Origin of the sequence: Paraburkholderia steynii (assembly GCF_900100565.1) — a bacterium.
GTDB lineage: Bacteria > Pseudomonadota > Gammaproteobacteria > Burkholderiales > Burkholderiaceae > Paraburkholderia > Paraburkholderia terrae.
The window spans coordinates 27081-43919 of record NZ_FNDI01000007.1 but is presented as its reverse complement, the minus strand read 5'-3'; the positions used below and the strand labels follow the sequence as shown (position 1 = coordinate 43919).

At 63.0% G+C, this 16839-nt stretch carries 13 protein-coding genes; 10 read left to right on the top strand and 3 right to left on the bottom strand.

Annotation, left to right across the window (positions count from 1 at the left end):
- Positions 1–59 precede the first annotated feature (59 nt).
- Together BLT65_RS14465 and BLT65_RS14460 are read left to right on the top strand one after the other, a co-directional pair.
- The gene (locus tag BLT65_RS14465) at positions 60–1916 is read left to right on the top strand and encodes a phosphoenolpyruvate carboxykinase (GTP) (RefSeq protein ID WP_091778655.1); all 1857 of its coding nucleotides are present in this window, start codon (positions 60–62) and stop codon (positions 1914–1916) included.
- Between the two features lie 332 nt (positions 1917–2248).
- Positions 2249–3340, top strand: a complete 1092-nt coding sequence (locus BLT65_RS14460) for a LysR family transcriptional regulator (RefSeq protein ID WP_007581949.1) — start codon at positions 2249–2251, stop codon at positions 3338–3340.
- 130 nt (positions 3341–3470) lie between these two features.
- Here BLT65_RS14460 and BLT65_RS14455 read toward each other — a convergent pair whose 3' ends face one another.
- From BLT65_RS14455 to dprA, 3 genes are all read right to left on the bottom strand, one after another.
- Complete coding sequence (locus BLT65_RS14455) at positions 3471–6128, bottom strand: DNA topoisomerase III (protein ID WP_091778653.1); 2658 nt, start codon at positions 6126–6128, stop codon at positions 3471–3473.
- Between the two features lie 307 nt (positions 6129–6435).
- A complete protein-coding gene (locus BLT65_RS14450) occupies positions 6436–6813 on the bottom strand; it encodes a thioredoxin family protein (RefSeq protein ID WP_042305030.1) in 378 nt (125 codons plus the stop codon).
- Positions 6814–6867: 54 nt separating this feature from the next.
- On the bottom strand, positions 6868–8046 hold the full coding sequence (dprA, locus tag BLT65_RS14445; RefSeq protein ID WP_091778651.1) for a DNA-processing protein DprA: 1179 nt from the start codon (positions 8044–8046) through the stop codon (positions 6868–6870).
- A gap of 256 nt (positions 8047–8302) precedes the next feature.
- Here dprA and def point away from each other — a divergent pair, with 256 nt between their 5' ends.
- The 8 genes from def to esaR all read left to right on the top strand — a co-directional run bounded on the left by def (position 8303) and on the right by esaR (position 16818).
- The gene (def, locus tag BLT65_RS14440) at positions 8303–8806 is read left to right on the top strand and encodes a peptide deformylase (RefSeq protein ID WP_042305028.1); all 504 of its coding nucleotides are present in this window, start codon (positions 8303–8305) and stop codon (positions 8804–8806) included.
- A gap of 31 nt (positions 8807–8837) precedes the next feature.
- A complete protein-coding gene (gene fmt / locus BLT65_RS14435) occupies positions 8838–9821 on the top strand; it encodes a methionyl-tRNA formyltransferase (protein WP_042305027.1) in 984 nt (327 codons plus the stop codon).
- Positions 9822–9921: 100 nt separating this feature from the next.
- Positions 9922–10563 carry a LysE family translocator gene (locus tag BLT65_RS14430; protein ID WP_091778649.1) on the top strand — a complete coding sequence of 214 codons (642 nt, stop codon included), beginning with the start codon at positions 9922–9924 and terminating at the stop codon, positions 10561–10563.
- A gap of 104 nt (positions 10564–10667) precedes the next feature.
- Entirely contained in the window at positions 10668–11525 is an 858-nt protein-coding gene (gene htpX, locus BLT65_RS14425; protein ID WP_091778647.1) for a zinc metalloprotease HtpX, read from the top strand.
- Between the two features lie 181 nt (positions 11526–11706).
- The gene (gene rsmB / locus BLT65_RS14420; RefSeq protein ID WP_091778645.1) at positions 11707–13128 is read left to right on the top strand and encodes a 16S rRNA (cytosine(967)-C(5))-methyltransferase RsmB; all 1422 of its coding nucleotides are present in this window, start codon (positions 11707–11709) and stop codon (positions 13126–13128) included.
- Positions 13125–13715 carry a DUF4390 domain-containing protein gene (locus BLT65_RS14415; protein WP_007581966.1) on the top strand — a complete coding sequence of 197 codons (591 nt, stop codon included), beginning with the start codon at positions 13125–13127 and terminating at the stop codon, positions 13713–13715. Before rsmB ends, BLT65_RS14415 begins: the two co-directional genes overlap by 4 nt.
- Positions 13705–16128, top strand: coding sequence for a sensor histidine kinase (locus BLT65_RS14410; RefSeq protein WP_091778643.1), 2424 nt, complete (start codon positions 13705–13707; stop codon positions 16126–16128). The genes BLT65_RS14415 and BLT65_RS14410 overlap by 11 nt, the downstream gene beginning before the upstream one ends.
- Positions 16129–16818, top strand: a complete 690-nt coding sequence (gene esaR / locus BLT65_RS14405; protein ID WP_091778641.1) for a response regulator transcription factor EsaR — start codon at positions 16129–16131, stop codon at positions 16816–16818.
- Positions 16819–16839: the final 21 nt, after the last annotated feature.

Here is a 16839-nt window from a genome sequence, read left to right as displayed (position 1 = left end):
CATGCAGCGTCGCTGGGCTAGGACCGTTTTTCTTTTTCTACCAAAACGGAGACAGCTCGATGAATCATCCCGCATTTGCAGGCCATTCGACCCTCGAAGCGCCTGCCTGGGTCAAACATCAAAAACTGATCGAGTGGGTGCAGCGCGTGGCCGCGCTGGCAAAACCGGAACGGATCGTCTGGTGCGATGGTTCGCAGGAGGAATACGACCGTCTGAGCGCGCAGATGGTCGCAGCTGGCACCCTCAAGAAGCTCAACGCGGCCAAACGGCCCAATTCGTATCTCGCGTGGTCCGATCCGTCCGATGTCGCGCGTGTCGAGGATCGCACGTTCATCTGCTCCAAGAACAGCGAGGACGCCGGCCCGACCAACAACTGGATCGCGCCCGCTGAAATGCGCGCGACGCTCGACGGTCTCTTCGACGGCGCAATGCGCGGTCGCACGATGTACGTTGTGCCGTTCTCGATGGGCCCGCTCGGTTCGCCGATCGCGCATATCGGCGTCGAGTTGAGCGATAGCCCGTACGTCGTCACGAATATGCGGATCATGACGCGCATGGGCCGCAAAGTGTACGACGTGCTCGGCGAGGACGGCGCGTTCGTCCCGTGCGTGCATTCCGTCGGCGCGCCGCTTGCGGCGGGCCAGAAAGACGTCGCGTGGCCGTGCAACGATACGAAGTACATCGTCCATTTCCCCGAATCACGCGAAATCTGGAGCTACGGCTCGGGCTATGGCGGCAACGCGCTGCTCGGCAAGAAGTGCTTCGCTCTGCGCATCGCATCGACGATGGGCCGCGACGAAGGCTGGCTCGCCGAGCACATGCTGGTGCTCGGCGTTACGTCGCCGGAAGGCAAGAAGCATCACGTCGCGGCCGCGTTCCCGTCGGCGTGCGGCAAGACCAACTTCGCGATGCTGATTCCGCCGCAAGGCATGAACGGCTGGAAGATCACAACGATCGGCGACGACATCGCGTGGATCAAGCCGGGCAAGGACGGGCGTCTCTACGCGATCAACCCGGAGGCGGGCTATTTCGGCGTGGCACCGGGCACGAGCGAAAAGACCAACTTCAACGCGATGGCGACGCTGAAGGAAAACGTGATCTTCACGAACGTCGCGCTGACGGACGACGGCGACGTCTGGTGGGAAGGCATGACCGACGAACCGCCCGCGCATCTGATCGACTGGCAGGGCAAGGACTGGACGCCGGCGATCGCAAAGGAAACGGGGCGCAAGGCCGCGCACCCGAACGCGCGCTTCACGGCGCCCGCTTCGCAATGCCCGTCGATTGACGCCGATTGGGAGAATCCGGCGGGCGTGCCGATCGACGCGTTCGTCTTTGGCGGCCGCCGCTCGACGACCGTGCCGCTCGTGACGGAAGCGCGCGACTGGGTCGAGGGCGTCTACATGGCCGCGACGATGGGCTCGGAAACGACGGCTGCCGCAGCCGGCCAGCAGGGCGTCGTGCGGCGCGATCCGTTCGCGATGCTGCCGTTCTGCGGCTACAACATGAGCGACTACTTTGGCCACTGGCTAAAGACGGGCGCGAAACTGGAGCAGTTGAACGCGCGCACGCCGAAGATTTTCTGCGTCAACTGGTTCCGTAAGGGCGACGACGGCAAGTTCGTGTGGCCGGGTTTCGGTGAAAACATGCGCGTGCTGCGCTGGATGATCGGCCGGATCGAAGGCAAGTCGCAGGGCGAGGAACATGCATTTGGGGTCTCGCCGCGCTACGAAGATATCGACTGGAACGGGCTCGACTTCACCCGCGAGCAGTTCGAGCAGGTAATTTCCGTCGATGATGCCGCGTGGCGCAAGGAACTCGCATTGCATAGCGAATTGTTCGACACGTTGAAGCAAGGCCTGCCTGCCGCACTGCAAGATACGCGGAACGCGCTGGAGAAGAAGCTGGCCGCGTGATGTTGTGAGCGTTCACTAACGAGTGACGAAGCCGCCTCCGGGCGGCTTTTTCGTCATTTCTGCCATTTTGGTGTCACCTTTCGACCCCATTTCTACCACCGACGCGTCGCTTTCGCTGTTCGAGCTACCGATGCGATTCCGACGCGATGCAGCAAATTGTTTCAACAATGGGAACAATAGGCCATGTGCTATTCCGTCCCTTAAGATATTGACTCAAATTTTCATAAAATTTCTGCTTTCTTAGGCAACTTCTGCAGGATTTCCCTAGTCGTAGGAAAATCCCAAATGTGCTTCCTGTTCGCGGGGGAGCGGTAATACGGCAGGAGTTGTCCATGGATCATTTGCAGTCGATGCGAGTTTTCGTCAAAGTGGCGGATCTCGGAAGTTTCGCCCGCGCGGCTAGCGCGATGGATATTTCAAACGCAGTCGCCACCCGTCACGTTGCCGATCTGGAAGGTCGCCTCGGTACCCGACTGCTCAACCGCACCACACGTAGTCTCTCGCTGACCGAATCCGGTCAGGTTTATCTGGAACGCGCCCGGCAGATTCTCGACGAGCTCGAAGACGTCGAGCAGATGGTCGTCGCGCGCAATCACGAGCCTGTTGGCACGCTACGCATCGTCGCGCCAGTCGTGTTCGGTCTGCATAACCTTGCCCCCGTGCTTCAGACGTACGCCGAGCGCTATCCAAAGGTGATTCCCGATGTGACGCTGGTCGACCGGCAGGTCGATCTCGTCGAAGAAGGCTTTGACGTCGGCGTCGTGATCGCGCGGCATATGCGCAGCGCGAGCATCGTCACGCGGCGGCTCACGACGGGCTGTATGACCGTCTGCGCGACTCCCGCGTATCTCGAGAAGCACGGCACGCCGACGCGGCCTGAGCAGCTTCTGGAGCATCCCTGCCTGTCGTTGCCGTCCGAATACTGGGGCGACGAGCGCGTGTTCACTGGCCCGGACGGCGAAGTGCGCGTGCGTCCGACGAACGTGATCGTCGCGAACAATACGGAAATGCTGCGTCAGTTCGCGTTGCTCGGTATGGGCATCGCGATCCTGCCGAGCTATCTGATCGGGCGCGACACGACGCGCGGCAAGCTGGTGCGGCTTCTGAGCGACTACCGTTTGCCGCAGGTCGAGATCAACATCGCGTATCCGAGCCGTCGGCATTTGCCGGCAAAGGTCCGCACGTTTATCGATCACCTCGTCGAGCATTTCAACCAGACGCCGAACAGCAAGCTTGGCGAACAATGGGTGAAGGACGGCGTGGAGCGCGCGCCGTCGATGCTCGAATCGACGGCTGTGTCGATGCCACCGGAAGCGTTTGACGGGGCCGAGCCGCTGTCGAGCCTGCTGGATGGCGAGATCCCGGCCAAGCCGGCGACGCGCACGCTGAACCGTTCACGTGGCATCGTTTCGCCGACGCATTGAGGCGCACTCCGCGGCGTTCCGGATAGACGATAAAAAAAGCGCAGTCACCGTCAAAGGTGACTGCGCTTTTTGCTGCGCGCTTGCTTGCGTGCGTGGCTACGCGCATCAGGCGGCGCGCGCCGAACAGGCTTTACGAACCCGTCTTGCGCGCTGCGGCTTTCGCCGCTGTCGTCTTGGTAGCCGCTTTCTTCGCAGGCGCTTTCTTGGCAGCAGCCGTCTTCGCTGCAACCTTCTTCGCCGGTGCTTCGTTCGCTGCCTCGTCGTTTGCCGATTCGGGCGCCGCCTTGGCTGCGGACTTCGCGGCCGTCTTCTTCGCTGCGCCTTCCTTCGGCTCCTTCTTTTCGAACTCGAAGCCGATCTTGCCGTCGCTCTGCTTGACGAGGAATGCCTTGAAGTTGCGGCCCGTGCGCGACGACTTGAAGTTCGTCAGCAGGTCGGTGCGCCCGTTCTCCAGCAAATTCGCCATCTGCTCGCGGGCGATTTCCTGTTGCAGGATCACCTTGCCCGAACGGAAGTCGCACGTCTTCGGATTCGCGACCGAGTTTTCGCAGACATAGCTCATGCCGTGCTCGAACACCTTGCCGCCGCACTTCGGACACGCGCCGACAGGCGTTTGCTCGGAGAAGTCCGGCGCCTCGCCGTCTTCGCCGCCCTGATCCTGGCCGAAGTCGAACTCGAGCTTGTAGTTCTTCGTTTCGTCGTCGAACGAGAGCTTGAGGATCGCCGAAAACGGGCGACCCATCTTGCTGCGGAAACCGGAAAGCGGACCGATTTGCTTCTTCTGCATAAGCTCTTCGACTTCCTCGATTTCGAACTGCCGGCCGCCCGGAATCTTCGAGATCGAGAACTCGCACTTCGTGCAGGCGAAGCGCCGGTAGTTTTCCTTCACCTGGCCGCCGCAGTTGGGGCAGGGCGTTTGCAGAGTCGCGTAGTCGCCGGGAATCGTGTCGGAGTCGTACTCCTTCGCGCGCTTCACGATGGTCTGCGTCATGCGGGCGATTTCCTGCATGAACGCATCGCGCTGCAGCTTGCCGCGCTCCATCTGCGACAGCTTGTATTCCCATTCGCCCGTCAGTTCCGGCGCGGTCAGTTCCTTCACGTCGAGGCCGCGCAGCAGCGTCATCAGCTGGAAAGCCTTCGCGGTCGGAATCAGCTCGCGCCCTTCGCGGACCAGATACTTTTCGCCGAGCAGACCTTCGATGATGGCCGCGCGCGTTGCCGGCGTGCCCAGACCCTTTGCGGCCATTGCCTCGCGCAGTTCGTCGTCTTCGACGAGCTTGCCCGCGCCTTCCATTGCCGACAACAGCGTCGCTTCGTTGTAGCGTGCGGGCGGCTTCGTCACGAGTTGCTGCGCGGCGATCTTGTCGGTCTTGACCTTCTCGCCCTTCTGAACGGGGACGAGATTCGCGTCCTCGCCGGCCGTCTCGCGGCCATAGATCTGCAGCCAGCCCGGCTCGACGAGCACCTTGCCTTCAGTCTTGAAATGATGGCCGACGACTTCCGTAATACGCGTGGTAACGCGGAACTCGGCAGCCGGGAAGAACACCGCGAGGAAGCGCTTGACGACGAGGTCGTACAGCTTCTGCTCGGGTTCGGAGAGCGCTTTCGGCGCCTGCAGTGTCGGGATGATTGCGAAGTGATCGCTGATCTTCGAATTGTCGAAGATGCGCTTGTTCGGCTTCACCCAGCCCTTGTCCAACACCTGCTTCGCGTACGGCAGATAGTTGTTGCTCTCCTTGAGCATCTCCAGCGTGTGCTTGACCGTCTCCTGGTAGTCTTCCGGCAGCGCGCGCGCGTCGGTACGGGGATAGGTCAGCACCTTGTGCTTTTCGTACAGCGCCTGGGCGAGCCCGAGCGTGTTCTTGGCCGAAAAGCCGAAGCGTCCGTTGGCTTCGCGCTGCAGACTGGTGAGGTCGAAGAGCGCAGGCGACAGTTGCGTCGTCGGCTTCGATTCTTCCGTCACGATGCCCGTCTGGCCGCGACAGGCGGCGACGATCGTTTCGGCAGCCGGCAGGCTCCACAGACGCGAATCGCGCTTTTCCGGATCGAACTCGTCTTTCTTGAACTTCGGGTCGTACCATCGGCCTTCGTAGAAGCCCGCCGCGCAGACGAATTCCGCCTTCACTTCCCAATAGTCGCGCGGCACGAAGCGGCGAATCTTCTCTTCGCGCTCGACGACGATCGACAGCGTCGGCGTCTGCACTCGGCCCACAGTGGTCAGGAAGAAGCCGCCGCCCTTGCTGTTGAACGCGGTCATCGCGCGCGTGCCGTTGATGCCGACCAGCCAGTCCGCTTCCGAGCGGCAGCGTGCGGCATCCGCGAGCGGTTGCATGTCGTTGTCGCTGCGCAGTTGCGCGAAGCCGTCGCGGATCGCGGCGGGCGTCATCGACTGCAGCCACAGGCGCTGCACCGGCTGCTTCGCTTTTGCGTGCTGCGCGATCAGGCGGAAAATGAGCTCGCCCTCGCGCCCCGCGTCACATGCGTTGATCAGGCGATCGACGTCTTTGCGCTTGATCAGCCGGTTCAGGACTTTCAGCCGCGACTCGCTTTTCGCGATTGGATGCAGATCGAAATGCGGCGGAATAACGGGGAGATTGGCGAAACTCCATTTTCCCCGTTTGACTTCATATTCTTCCGGCGCAGCGATCTCCACGAGATGGCCGACCGCCGACGAAAGGACGAAATCGTCGTTTTCGAAGTACTCGTCATGCTTGGTAAAACCGCCCAAAGCCCGCGCGATGTCGTTCGCGACGGATGGCTTTTCGGCGATGATCAGTGCTTTGGACATGACTGAAAATAAATTGGTGGATTCGGGCCGGGACCTCGGGTTTTCCAACCCGGGTTTGGCACCCATTAACGACCGCTTTATAGCACACGCCGCCGCAACGGCAACCGGTGGGCCCAAAAAAGCGGGTCATCTTAATTGCGCCCAGATCAATTGGCCAAGCGCGTGACAGGCGCTACAGAGGGCGGTTTCGCGTCGATCGCGAGCCGGTTTTCCCGTGTCGCGCAACGATTTTTGCAAATGCCCTGTGCTGCGCTCACCCGTATTTTTAAAAACGGGGCCGGGACAATCCCGGTGTTTCACAGACGTTTCAGGCTTCGAGCAGAGCCGGGCGCATTTTCGGCGCGCCTTTGACGCCTGGCAGCGCGGTCAGATCGACCAGCATCCGCTCGACAATCGACGCCTGCGGCAAGACCGTTCCGAAAAAACGGGTAGTCACGCTGTCTTCTATAAGAATTGTGGGGAAATTCTCAACGTCAAGGTCGTCGAAACGGTCGGCGTGAGTCTCGATATCGATCCATGCGAAGCAGATATCCGGATGCCTGTCCGCGAGCGTGTCGAAGGCGGTGCGGTACTCGCGGCAGGTCCCGCACCATTCCGCACACAAACACGCAACGAAAAGCGTCTCGCTGTCATTCACGAGTTCGGCGATCCGTTTCGCGTCGGTGTCCAGGTTCAGCGCGGGCATGGCGGTTTCCTTCGGTATTGCATGGGTTATTTGGCGCGAATGTAGCACGAGGCGTCACCCGTTGCGCGCCGCGCGGACGTACCGGCCGCCGGGTAGCGCACAGAGTTCGCCCGCCAGTTCGAGCCGCAGCAGCGTGCTTTGCAGCAGCGTGTCGTCCATGTCGGTGCGTTCGGCCAGGATTTCAAGCGTGGCGGGCGCGTGGCCGAGCGCGTCGAGCAGGCGTCTGTCCTCCGCTGGCACTGGCGTCCCGCTTTCTGGCAGGGTTTCGTCCTCTGCGGGAGACGGCTTCGCGACTGCCCGGAGCCGTGGCGGCTGCACCGGAGCGGGCGGCGGCGGAGCGGCAAACCCAAGCTCTTCAAGCACCTCTTCCGGCGTTTCGACGAGTTTCGCGCCCTGTTTGATCATCCGATGGCAGCCGCGCGCGAGCGGCGCGTGGATGGAACCCGGAATCGCGAACACGTCGCGGCCCATCTCGTTCGCGAACCGAGCCGTAATCAGCGAGCCGGAGCGCATCGCCGCTTCGACGACCAGCACGCCGCCGACGAGCCCTGCGATCAGCCGGTTACGCTGCGGAAAATTGGCGGACCGGGCGGGCGTGCCGAGCGGCCATTCCGACACGAGCGCGCCGTGTCCGGCAATCTGGTGCGCGAGAGCGTGATGCGAGCTGGGGTAGACGAGGTCCGCGCCCGTGCCGATGACGGCGACCGTGCTGCCACGCCCTTGAAGCGCGCCGCGGTGCGCCGCGCCATCGACGCCCGACGCAAGCCCCGACACCACGGTCAACCCCGCATCGGAAAAGGCGCGGGCGAAGCGGGTCGCATCTTCGATACCCTGCGGCGTCGCGCTGCGGCTGCCGACTACGGCGATGCTGCGCGTGTGCAGGAGTTCGACCCGTCCCTTTACATATAGCAGCGGCGGCGGATCGGGCATGGTCAGCAAAAGAGGCGGATAAGCGGGATCGTCGAGCGTGACGAGCACGTTGCCGGGCGACTCGCGCCACGCCCGCACCGCGTCGAGCTGCGCGGGAAAGTCCGCGGACGGCGGCGCGAGCGCGGCTCGGGCGGTGGCTTCATCGATGACTTCGGCGAGTGCCGCGAATGTCTGCGATAGCACGGCTTCGGGTAGCCCGAAGGCTGCGAGCAAGCGGCGAAGGGCGGTCGGGTTCAGACCCGGCGCCGTCGAAAGCCGCAACCAGGCGGCGAGTTCCTGGTCTGTCAGGGGAAGCGTCTGCATGGCTGGCGTCCTCGCGCACGGCAACCGGCCTTTCAGTCGCCATGCTAAAATTTTCATCATCCGAAATATTCCGAAACCACTGCTGCGCCGCGCCCGCGCGAGCCTGCGGACATGCGCTCGAACGTCGAACTGGCGTTGAATCAACACGGTTCGGCCACTATCTATCCTGTGCGTGTCGCGCCTTGCGAACAACCTGGCCGAATGGCCAATCGCGCGACTTGTTCAACCGCGTCGGCGCCCAATCAATTTCAGGACCATGGCTTTACTTAACATCCTCAACTACCCGGACAAGCGTCTGCACAAGGTCGCGAAGCCGGTTGAAAAGGTCAATGACCGTATCCGCAAGCTCGTCGCCGACATGGCCGAGACGATGTACGCCGCGCCCGGCGTGGGCCTCGCCGCGACGCAGGTGGACGTGCATGAGCGCGTGATCGTGATCGACGTATCCGATGCGCACGACGAACTGCGCGCGTTCATCAACCCCGAGATCATCTGGTCGAGCGACGAGAGAAAGATCCACGAAGAAGGCTGTCTCTCCGTGCCGGGCATCTATGACAACGTCGAGCGCGCCGAGCAGGTGCGCGTGCGCGCGCTGAACGAGAAGGGCGAAACGTTCGAACTGGATTGCGAAGGGTTGCTCGCCGTCTGCATCCAGCATGAAATGGATCACCTGATGGGCAAGGTGTTCGTCGAGTATCTGTCGCCGCTCAAGCAGACGCGTATCAAGAGCAAGATGAAAAAGCTCGCGCACGCGATGTAACGCGCTTTCCGACCGCTTCCGCTATCAGCACATGAGTCATTCGTTGCGCGTCATCTTCGCCGGCACGCCGGAATTCGCCGCCGCGGCACTCGCCGCGATCCACGAGGCCGGTTTTCCCGTGCCGCTTATCCTGACCCAGCCGGACCGGCCGGCGGGCCGCGGCATGAAATTGCAGGCAAGCCCGGTCAAGCGTTACGCGCAGGAGCACGGCATCGAGGTCGCGCAGCCGCCTTCGCTGCGCCGTAACGGCAAATTCCCGGCGGAAGCCGCGGCCGCCATCGACCAGCTGCGCGCCACCCCACACGACGTCATGGTCGTGGCCGCCTACGGCCTGCTGCTGCCGCAGGAAGTGCTCGACATCGCACCGCACGGCTGCATCAACATTCACGCTTCGCTGCTGCCGCGCTGGCGCGGCGCGGCGCCGATTCACCGCGCAATCGAAGCGGGCGACGCCGAAACGGGCATCACGCTGATGCAGATGGACGCGGGCCTCGACACGGGCGCGATGATTTCCGAAGTCCGCACGCCGATCCACGACACCGACACAACAGCGACGCTGCACGACCGTCTCGCCGAAACGGGCGCGAAGCTGATCGTCGACGCGCTGATCGAACTGGAGCGCAGCGGCAAGCTCGGCGCGACGCCACAGCCCGCCGACGGCGCTACCTACGCCGAAAAAATCGGCAAGCAGGAAGCGGCGCTGGACTTTCGGCGGCCGGCGGTCGAGCTCGCGCGCCAGGTTCGCGCGTTCGACCCGTTCCCCGGTGGCGCGGCGACGCTCGACGGCTCAGTGCTGAAAATCTGGTCCGCCATGTCGATTGACGCTCCGCGCCAGGCCGAACCTGGCACGATCGTCGAGATTTCGCCCGAAGGCGTCGTCGTGGCATGCGGTGACGGCGCGTTGCGCATCACGCAACTGCAGAAACCGGGCGGCAAACGCCTGCCGGTGCGCGATTTCCTTGCCGGTTCGACGCTCGCCACGGGCCAGCGGTTCGACCTCACGCAATCACAATAACGGCGCGTGTTCCGTCGCACCATATGCCGCTCGGCCAGGGCGCGCCGCATTCGTGCGGCGCGTTAAAATCTTCGGTGCAACTCTGCCTGAAGAGGATTTCATGTTCGGCATCACCCATTTCGAGTTTTTCGTCGTCGCTGTCTTTCTGCTCAACGTCACGCCCGGGCCCGACACGGCCTATATCGTCGGCCGAAGCGTCGCGCAGGGGCGCGGCGCGGGGCTGATGTCGGCGCTCGGTATCTCGGCCGGTTGCTGCGTCCATTCGCTCGCGTGCGCATTCGGGCTGACCGCGCTGCTGGCCGCCTCGGCCACGGCTTTCACCGTGATCAAGTTCGTCGGCGCGATCTATCTCGTGTATCTCGGCGTGCGCCTCCTTCTGGTCAAGCCCGAAGCCGGTCAGGCCACGGGCGAAACGCGCGCGCCCGGCGCGCCGAAGTCGTTTCGCCAGCTTTTCATGCAGGGTTTCTGGACCAATGTGCTGAATCCGAAGGTCGTGCTGTTCTTCGTGTCGTTTTTCCCGCAGTTCGTGTCCGCCGACAGCAACAACAAGAGCTTGGCCTTCCTCACCCTCGGCGTCGTGTTCGTCGTGATGAGCATGGCGTGGAACAGCTTTGTCGCGTGGATTGCGGGCAGCGTCACGCGCCGGTTCTCCGGCAAGCCCGGCGTCAAGAAGTGGCTGGACCGCACTGTCGGCAGCGCATTCGTCGGGCTTGGAATCAGGCTCGCCACGGCAACGCGGTGATTGAATTTTTCGCGCTCGCCCATATCTAACAAATTGCTTACAATCATTCGCCGCGAACAGGCGGCACGGATATAGAACCGCGTGGCGGGCAAGGAGTCTTTGAAATGTTCAACTGGGTGAAAACCGCGATGCTGATGGCCGCGATCACGGCACTCTTCATCGTGATCGGCGGCATGATCGGCGGCCAGCGCGGCATGATGCTCGCGTTGCTGATCGCGCTCGGGATGAATTTCTTCTCGTACTGGTTTTCGGACAAGATGGTCCTGCGCATGTACAACGCGCAGGAAGTCGACGAAACGAGCGCGCCGCAGTTCTACCGGATGGTGCGCGAACTCTCGACACGCGCCAGTCTGCCGATGCCGCGCGTCTACCTGATCGATGAAGACCAGCCGAATGCCTTCGCAACGGGCCGCAATCCGGAACACGCGGCCGTCGCCGCGACGACAGGCATTCTGCGCGTGCTGTCTGAGCGCGAAATGCGCGGCGTGATGGCGCACGAACTGGCGCACGTGAAGCACCGCGACATTCTGATCTCGACTATTTCGGCGACGATGGCGGGCGCGATTTCGGCGCTCGCGAACTTCGCGATGTTCTTCGGCGGGCGTGACGAGAACGGCCGTCCGTCGAATCCGATCGCGAGTATCGCCGTCGCGCTGCTTGCGCCTATCGCGGGCGCGCTGATCCAGATGGCGATTTCCCGCGCGCGTGAATTCGAAGCGGACCGTGGCGGCGCGCAGATTTCGGGCGACCCGCAGGCGCTTGCGTCGGCGCTGGACAAGATTCATCGCTATGCGAACGGCATCCCGTTCCCGACGGCCGAGGCGCACCCGGCCACCGCGCAGATGATGATCATGAATCCGCTGTCGGGCGGCGGCATCGCGAACCTGTTTTCGACGCACCCGGCCACGGAGGAGCGCATTGCGCGTCTGATGGAGATGGCGCGCACGGGACGTTTCGACTAAGCGGGCAGGTCGGCTTCGGCCGGACTTTCGCGGCAGCATCGCAAAGGGGCGAGTTCAACTCGCCCCTTTTTCCTTTCAAATTCGAATCGCACGGCCTTGTGCCGCCGGCCCTCGACCCGTGTCACGCTACAATGTGGCGTTTGCGCGACACTGTCCATGCGCGCCCGTTTTTCGCCTCTTAATGACCCGAAAGCCTTCCAAGCCTGCTTCGCCGCAGCGTTCGCGCGACTCCCGTCTGACGGCGCTGCATCTGGCACCCGAGTCCCTCGGCTTCGCGCTCGACTCTGCGGCGCAAGCCATCGGCGCCGTTCGCCAGGGCGCGGCGTTGCCGGCCGCGTTGCAGTCGATCTTCATGTCGTTGCCGGAAACCGTCGCGACGGCGTCGCGCGGCGCCGTGCAGGACATCGCATACCGGACGATGCGCCGACTCGGCATAGCCGAATGGCTGGTCGCGAAACTCGTGCGCAAGGCACCGCCTCCGCATATCGCGCATGTGCTCGCGTGCGCGCTCGCATTGCTGGCCGATGACGAGAGCAACGCCGCCTACGCGCCTTTCACGGTCGTCGATCAGGCTGTGGAAGCGATCGGTGGGCGGCGCGAGATCGCGTTCGCGAAAGGGCTGGTCAACGCAGTCCTGCGCAACTTCTTGCGCGAGCGCGAGGCGTTGCTGGCCGATGCACAGAACAACGCTGTCGCTCACTGGAATTACCCAGTCTGGTGGATCGACGCCGTACGCAACGCATGGCCCGACGCATGGCAGGACATGCTTGCCGCGGGCAACAGCCAGGGTCCGCTGACGCTGCGCGTGAACGCGCGCCGCTCCACCGTCGATGCATACCTGCAAACGTTGCGCGAGCATCAGACCGCCGCGACTCAGGTGGGCGACCATGCCGTGCGTCTCGACACGCCGATGCCCGTCGATCGCATTCCCGGTTTCAGCGAAGGCGTTGTCTCCGTGCAGGACGCCGGTGCGCAACTGGCCGCGCAGTTGCTCGGCGTGCGCGACGGCATGCGCGTGCTGGATGCATGCGCGGCACCTGGCGGCAAGACGGGCCATCTGCTCGAACTCGCCGATATCGATCTGATCGCGCTCGAAAGCGACGCGACGCGCGCACGACGCATCGGCGAAAACCTGCAGCGTTTGGGTTTGGACGCGCATGTGCGGGTCGGTGATGCGGGCAATCCCGCGCAATGGCACCACGCCGCCGATCAACCCTTCGATCGCATTCTCGCCGACGTGCCCTGCTCGGCTTCGGGCATCGTGCGCCGTCATCCGGACATTCGCTGGCTGCGCCGCGCGTCGGACATTCCCGCGCTCGTCGAAGAACAGCGCCGCATTCTCGAAGCGCTGTGGCCGCTTGTCAAAACGGGCGGCGAGTTGTTGTACGTTACCTGCTCGATCTTTCCCGAAGAAGGCGAGTTGCAGGCTCAGTGGTTTGGAAACCAGCACGCGGATGCGGTACGATTGGACGCGCCGGGGCAACTGCTCCCAGCAGTCGCCCGCGCGCCCGCCGACGTATCGGCTGGCTCCCGCGCCGGACAAAGCACTGGTTCGAGCTTAGACCACGACGGATTCTTCTACGCGCGCTTTCAGAAACGGTGATCATCAAACGCTTTCTTCCGCTTCGGCTCGTGGCCGCGCTCTGGATTGCGCTGGCCCTTTGCCTCACGGCAGCCGGGCCGGCGCGAGCCGAATCGATCGCCGTGCAGCGTGCGTCTCTGCAATCCGACGGCAGCGGCTGGAGCCTCGATGCGCGTTTCGAGTTCGAGTTGAACAGCAATCTCGAAGACGCCGTCAACAAAGGCATACCGGTTTACTTCACGACGGACTTCGAACTGAGCCGACCACGCTGGTACTGGTTCGACGAACAGCCGGTGAGCGTCTCGCAAAGCATCCGGCTTTCTTTCCAGCCGCTCACGCGCGAGTACCGTGTATCGACGGGCGGTCTGCAGCTCGGCTTCGCGTCGCTGAACGAGGCGCTGTCCGTGATCAAGCATGTCACGTCATGGCATGTGATCGATCGCAATCAGGTTCATCCGGGAGAAACGTACACTGCATCGGTGCGCATGCAGCTCGATATCGCATTGATGCCCAAGCCGTTCCAGATCGACGCGGTCAACAACCGCGACTGGAACCTCGCTTCCGACTGGAAGCGCTTTACCTTCACGGTGACCGAACGTGCTAAATAAAGTACGCCGCGCCACCAGTGTCGGCAGCCTCGTCCTGCGGGTGCTGGTGTCGACGGTGGCCGTCACGGCCGTCCTGCTGCTCGTGCTGCTCGCAGCCGCGAGTGCGAATACTGAGTTCTTCGATCGCTACTACGGCTGGCTCTACGCGGCCAACGTGGTTGTCGCGCTGATCTTCATGCTGATCGTCGCGGTGCTCGTCGTCATCATCGTCACGCGATTGCGCAAGGGCAAGTTCGGCACGCGGCTGCTGGCGAAGCTCGCGTTCTTCTTCGCGCTGGTCGGCGTCGTGCCGGGCGGCATCATCTACATCGTGTCGTATCAGTTCGTGTCGCGCAGTATCGAGTCGTGGTTCGATGTGAATGTCGAAACCGCGTTGACCTCCGGGCTGAATCTCGGACGCGGCATGCTCGACGCGTCGCTGTCCGATCTGCAAACCAAAGGCCGCCTGATGGCCGAGCAGCTCGCGAGCGCGGATTCCGCCGGCACGACGCTCACGCTGTTGCGTTTGCGCGATCAGTTCGGCGTGCAGGATGCGACGATCGTCGAGCCGTCGCGCAGTATGTCGGGCCCGACGCCGGAGATGCACGTGGTCGCGCAGGCGACCAGCAATTACGCGTCGCTGGTGCCCAGCGATCTGCCCACGCCGATCATGATCGAGCAGGCGCGTGGCCGTGGCTTTGCATCGATCGAAGGCGAAGTGGACGGCGATCCGAAGGCGCGTGGCGCGAAGGGCGCATTGCGTCTGCGTATCGTGCAGCGCATTCCCGACGCCAACGCCTCGCAGTTGCAGCCGACCGAGCGCTTCCTGCAACTCACGCAGCCCGTGTCGCAATCATTGGCGCGCAACGCGGATGCCGTGCAGCGCGCGTATCGCGAATATCAGGAAAAAGCGATTGGGCGCACGGGCTTGCGCAAGATGTATATCGGCACGCTGACGCTCGCGCTGTTCCTCGCGACCTTCATCGCGATGATGCTCGCGCTCGCGCTCGGCAATCAGCTCGCGCGGCCGTTGTTCCTGCTCGCGCAGGGCACGAAGGAAGTGACGGAAGGCGACTACACGCCAAAGCGTGAGATCAAGTCGCGCGATGAACTTGGCTTCCTCACCCAGTCGTTCAACGCGATGACACGGCAGCTGTCGGAAGCACGCGCAGCCGTCGAAGCGAACCGCGTCGCGCTCGAACATTCGAAGGCGTACCTCGAAAGCATTCTTGCGAACCTGACAGCAGGCGTGTTCGTGTTCGACCGGCAGTTCCGCCTGACCACGGCCAATCGCGGCGCGGAGCGTATCTTCCGTCAGCCGTTCGCGTCGCTGTTCGGTTCGTCGCTGGATCGCATCAGCGTGTTGAGCGAATTCGGCGCGATGGTGCGCAAGGCGTTCGCGGACCTCGAAGCGGCAGGCGGCGACGATCAGCGCGATACGGGGCACTGGCAGCAGCAGATGTCGCTGCAGGTTCCGGGCGAAGCCGATCCGCTGACGCTGCTCGTGCGCGGCGCGCGGCTGGTGTCGGCGGCGGGCAGCGACAGCGACGATGAAGAGACGTCCGGTTACGTCGTCGTGTTCGACGATATTTCCGACGTGATCTCCGCGCAGCGTTCGATCGCATGGGGCGAAGTCGCGCGGCGTCTCGCGCACGAGATCAAGAATCCTCTTACGCCGATCCAGCTTTCGGCGGAGCGCTTGCAGATGAAGCTTACTGACAAGCTCTCGCCATCGGATGCAGACGTATTGAAACGCGGTGCCACTACAATCGTGAATCAGGTCGCCGCGATGAAGCAGATGGTCGACGATTTCCGCGACTACGCGCGCACGCCGCCCGCCGTGCTTTCGAACCTGCAATTGAACGAACTGGTCAGCGAAGTGCTGACGCTGTACGGAATCGAAGAAGGCAAGACGCCGATTGTCGTCGAATTGGCGGACTTGCCCGTTATACGAGGTGACGCGACGCAATTGCGTCAGGTGATCCATAACCTGCTGCAGAACGCACAGGACGCTGTCGCCGATATCGGGCAACCGCGTGTGTTGCTCGAGACGAGGACAGTAGAATATGGCGATCCCGATGCAGAGGGCAAAGTGAGCGTCGCGGTGCGTTTGACCGTGTCGGACAACGGTCCGGGCTTCTCCGCGCGCATCCTCACGCGCGCGTTCGAACCTTACGTGACGACCAAGGCCAAAGGAACAGGTCTTGGACTCGCCATGGTCAAGAAGATCGTCGATGAACACGGCGCACGGATCGACATTCGCAACCGCCTGAGGGCGGGCGATGTGATCGAAGGCGCGCAAATTTCGATCCTCTTCCTACAACTCGCAGACAACAAGGCTGCGGCGCCTGGAAGCGGGCCGCAGGCGGTACACGGCAGTGGCGGTGCATCGCAGGGAAAGACAAAAGCAACAGTGCAGACAAGGGCAGCTTAAATGGCAACCATCCTGGTGGTAGATGATGAAATGGGCATCCGGGAATTGCTCTCGGAGATCCTGAGCGACGAAGGGCATGTCGTGGAGGTCGCGGAGAACGCGCAGGAGGCGCGCGACTACCGGCAACGCCTGGCACCCGATCTGGTGCTGCTCGACATCTGGATGCCCGATACCGATGGCGTCACGTTGCTCAAGGAATGGGCCGCGCAAGCGCTACTCACGATGCCCGTCATCATGATGTCGGGTCACGCGACCATCGATACGGCGGTTGAAGCGACCAAGATCGGCGCGCTCAACTTCCTTGAAAAGCCGATCGCGCTGCAGAAGCTGCTGAAGGCCGTCGAGCAGGGACTCGCGCGCGGCAGCGCGGCGCCCGCGGCGGGCGGCGTGGCAGCGAAGCCTGCGATGGCGACGAATGCTTCGGCGGTGGCATCGGCGGCTGCGCTGCCGATGATGTCGGCGGACAGTCTGAGCGGCGGCATGCTGTCCGCGCAGACGGCGTCGATTTCATTCGACATTCCGCTGCGCGACGCCCGCGATGCCTTCGAGCGCGCGTACTTCGAGTATCACCTCGCGCGCGAGAACGGCAGCATGACGCGCGTCGCGGAAAAGACGGGGCTCGAGCGGACGCATTTGTATCGCAAGCTCAAGCAGCTGGGCGTCGATCTCGGCAAGAACAAGGGCGAATAAGCGCCGCTCAAGTTTTTTTCG

Bases quoted from the DNA above. Each gene is read 5' to 3' on its own strand.
- BLT65_RS14465 (WP_091778655.1), top strand. From the start codon at position 60: ATGAATCATCCCGCATTTGCAGGCCATTCGACCCTCGAAGCGCCTGCC.
- BLT65_RS14460 (WP_007581949.1), top strand. From the start codon at position 2,249: ATGGATCATTTGCAGTCGATGCGAGTTTTCGTCAAAGTGGCGGATCTC.
- BLT65_RS14455 (WP_091778653.1), bottom strand. From the start codon at position 6,128: ATGTCCAAAGCACTGATCATCGCCGAAAAGCCATCCGTCGCGAACGAC.
- BLT65_RS14450 (WP_042305030.1), bottom strand. From the start codon at position 6,813: ATGCCCGCGCTGAACCTGGACACCGACGCGAAACGGATCGCCGAACTC.
- dprA (WP_091778651.1), bottom strand. From the start codon at position 8,046: ATGCAGACGCTTCCCCTGACAGACCAGGAACTCGCCGCCTGGTTGCGG.
- def (WP_042305028.1), top strand. From the start codon at position 8,303: ATGGCTTTACTTAACATCCTCAACTACCCGGACAAGCGTCTGCACAAG.
- fmt (WP_042305027.1), top strand. From the start codon at position 8,838: ATGAGTCATTCGTTGCGCGTCATCTTCGCCGGCACGCCGGAATTCGCC.
- BLT65_RS14430 (WP_091778649.1), top strand. From the start codon at position 9,922: ATGTTCGGCATCACCCATTTCGAGTTTTTCGTCGTCGCTGTCTTTCTG.
- htpX (WP_091778647.1), top strand. From the start codon at position 10,668: ATGTTCAACTGGGTGAAAACCGCGATGCTGATGGCCGCGATCACGGCA.
- rsmB (WP_091778645.1), top strand. From the start codon at position 11,707: ATGACCCGAAAGCCTTCCAAGCCTGCTTCGCCGCAGCGTTCGCGCGAC.
- esaR (WP_091778641.1), top strand. From the start codon at position 16,129: ATGGCAACCATCCTGGTGGTAGATGATGAAATGGGCATCCGGGAATTG.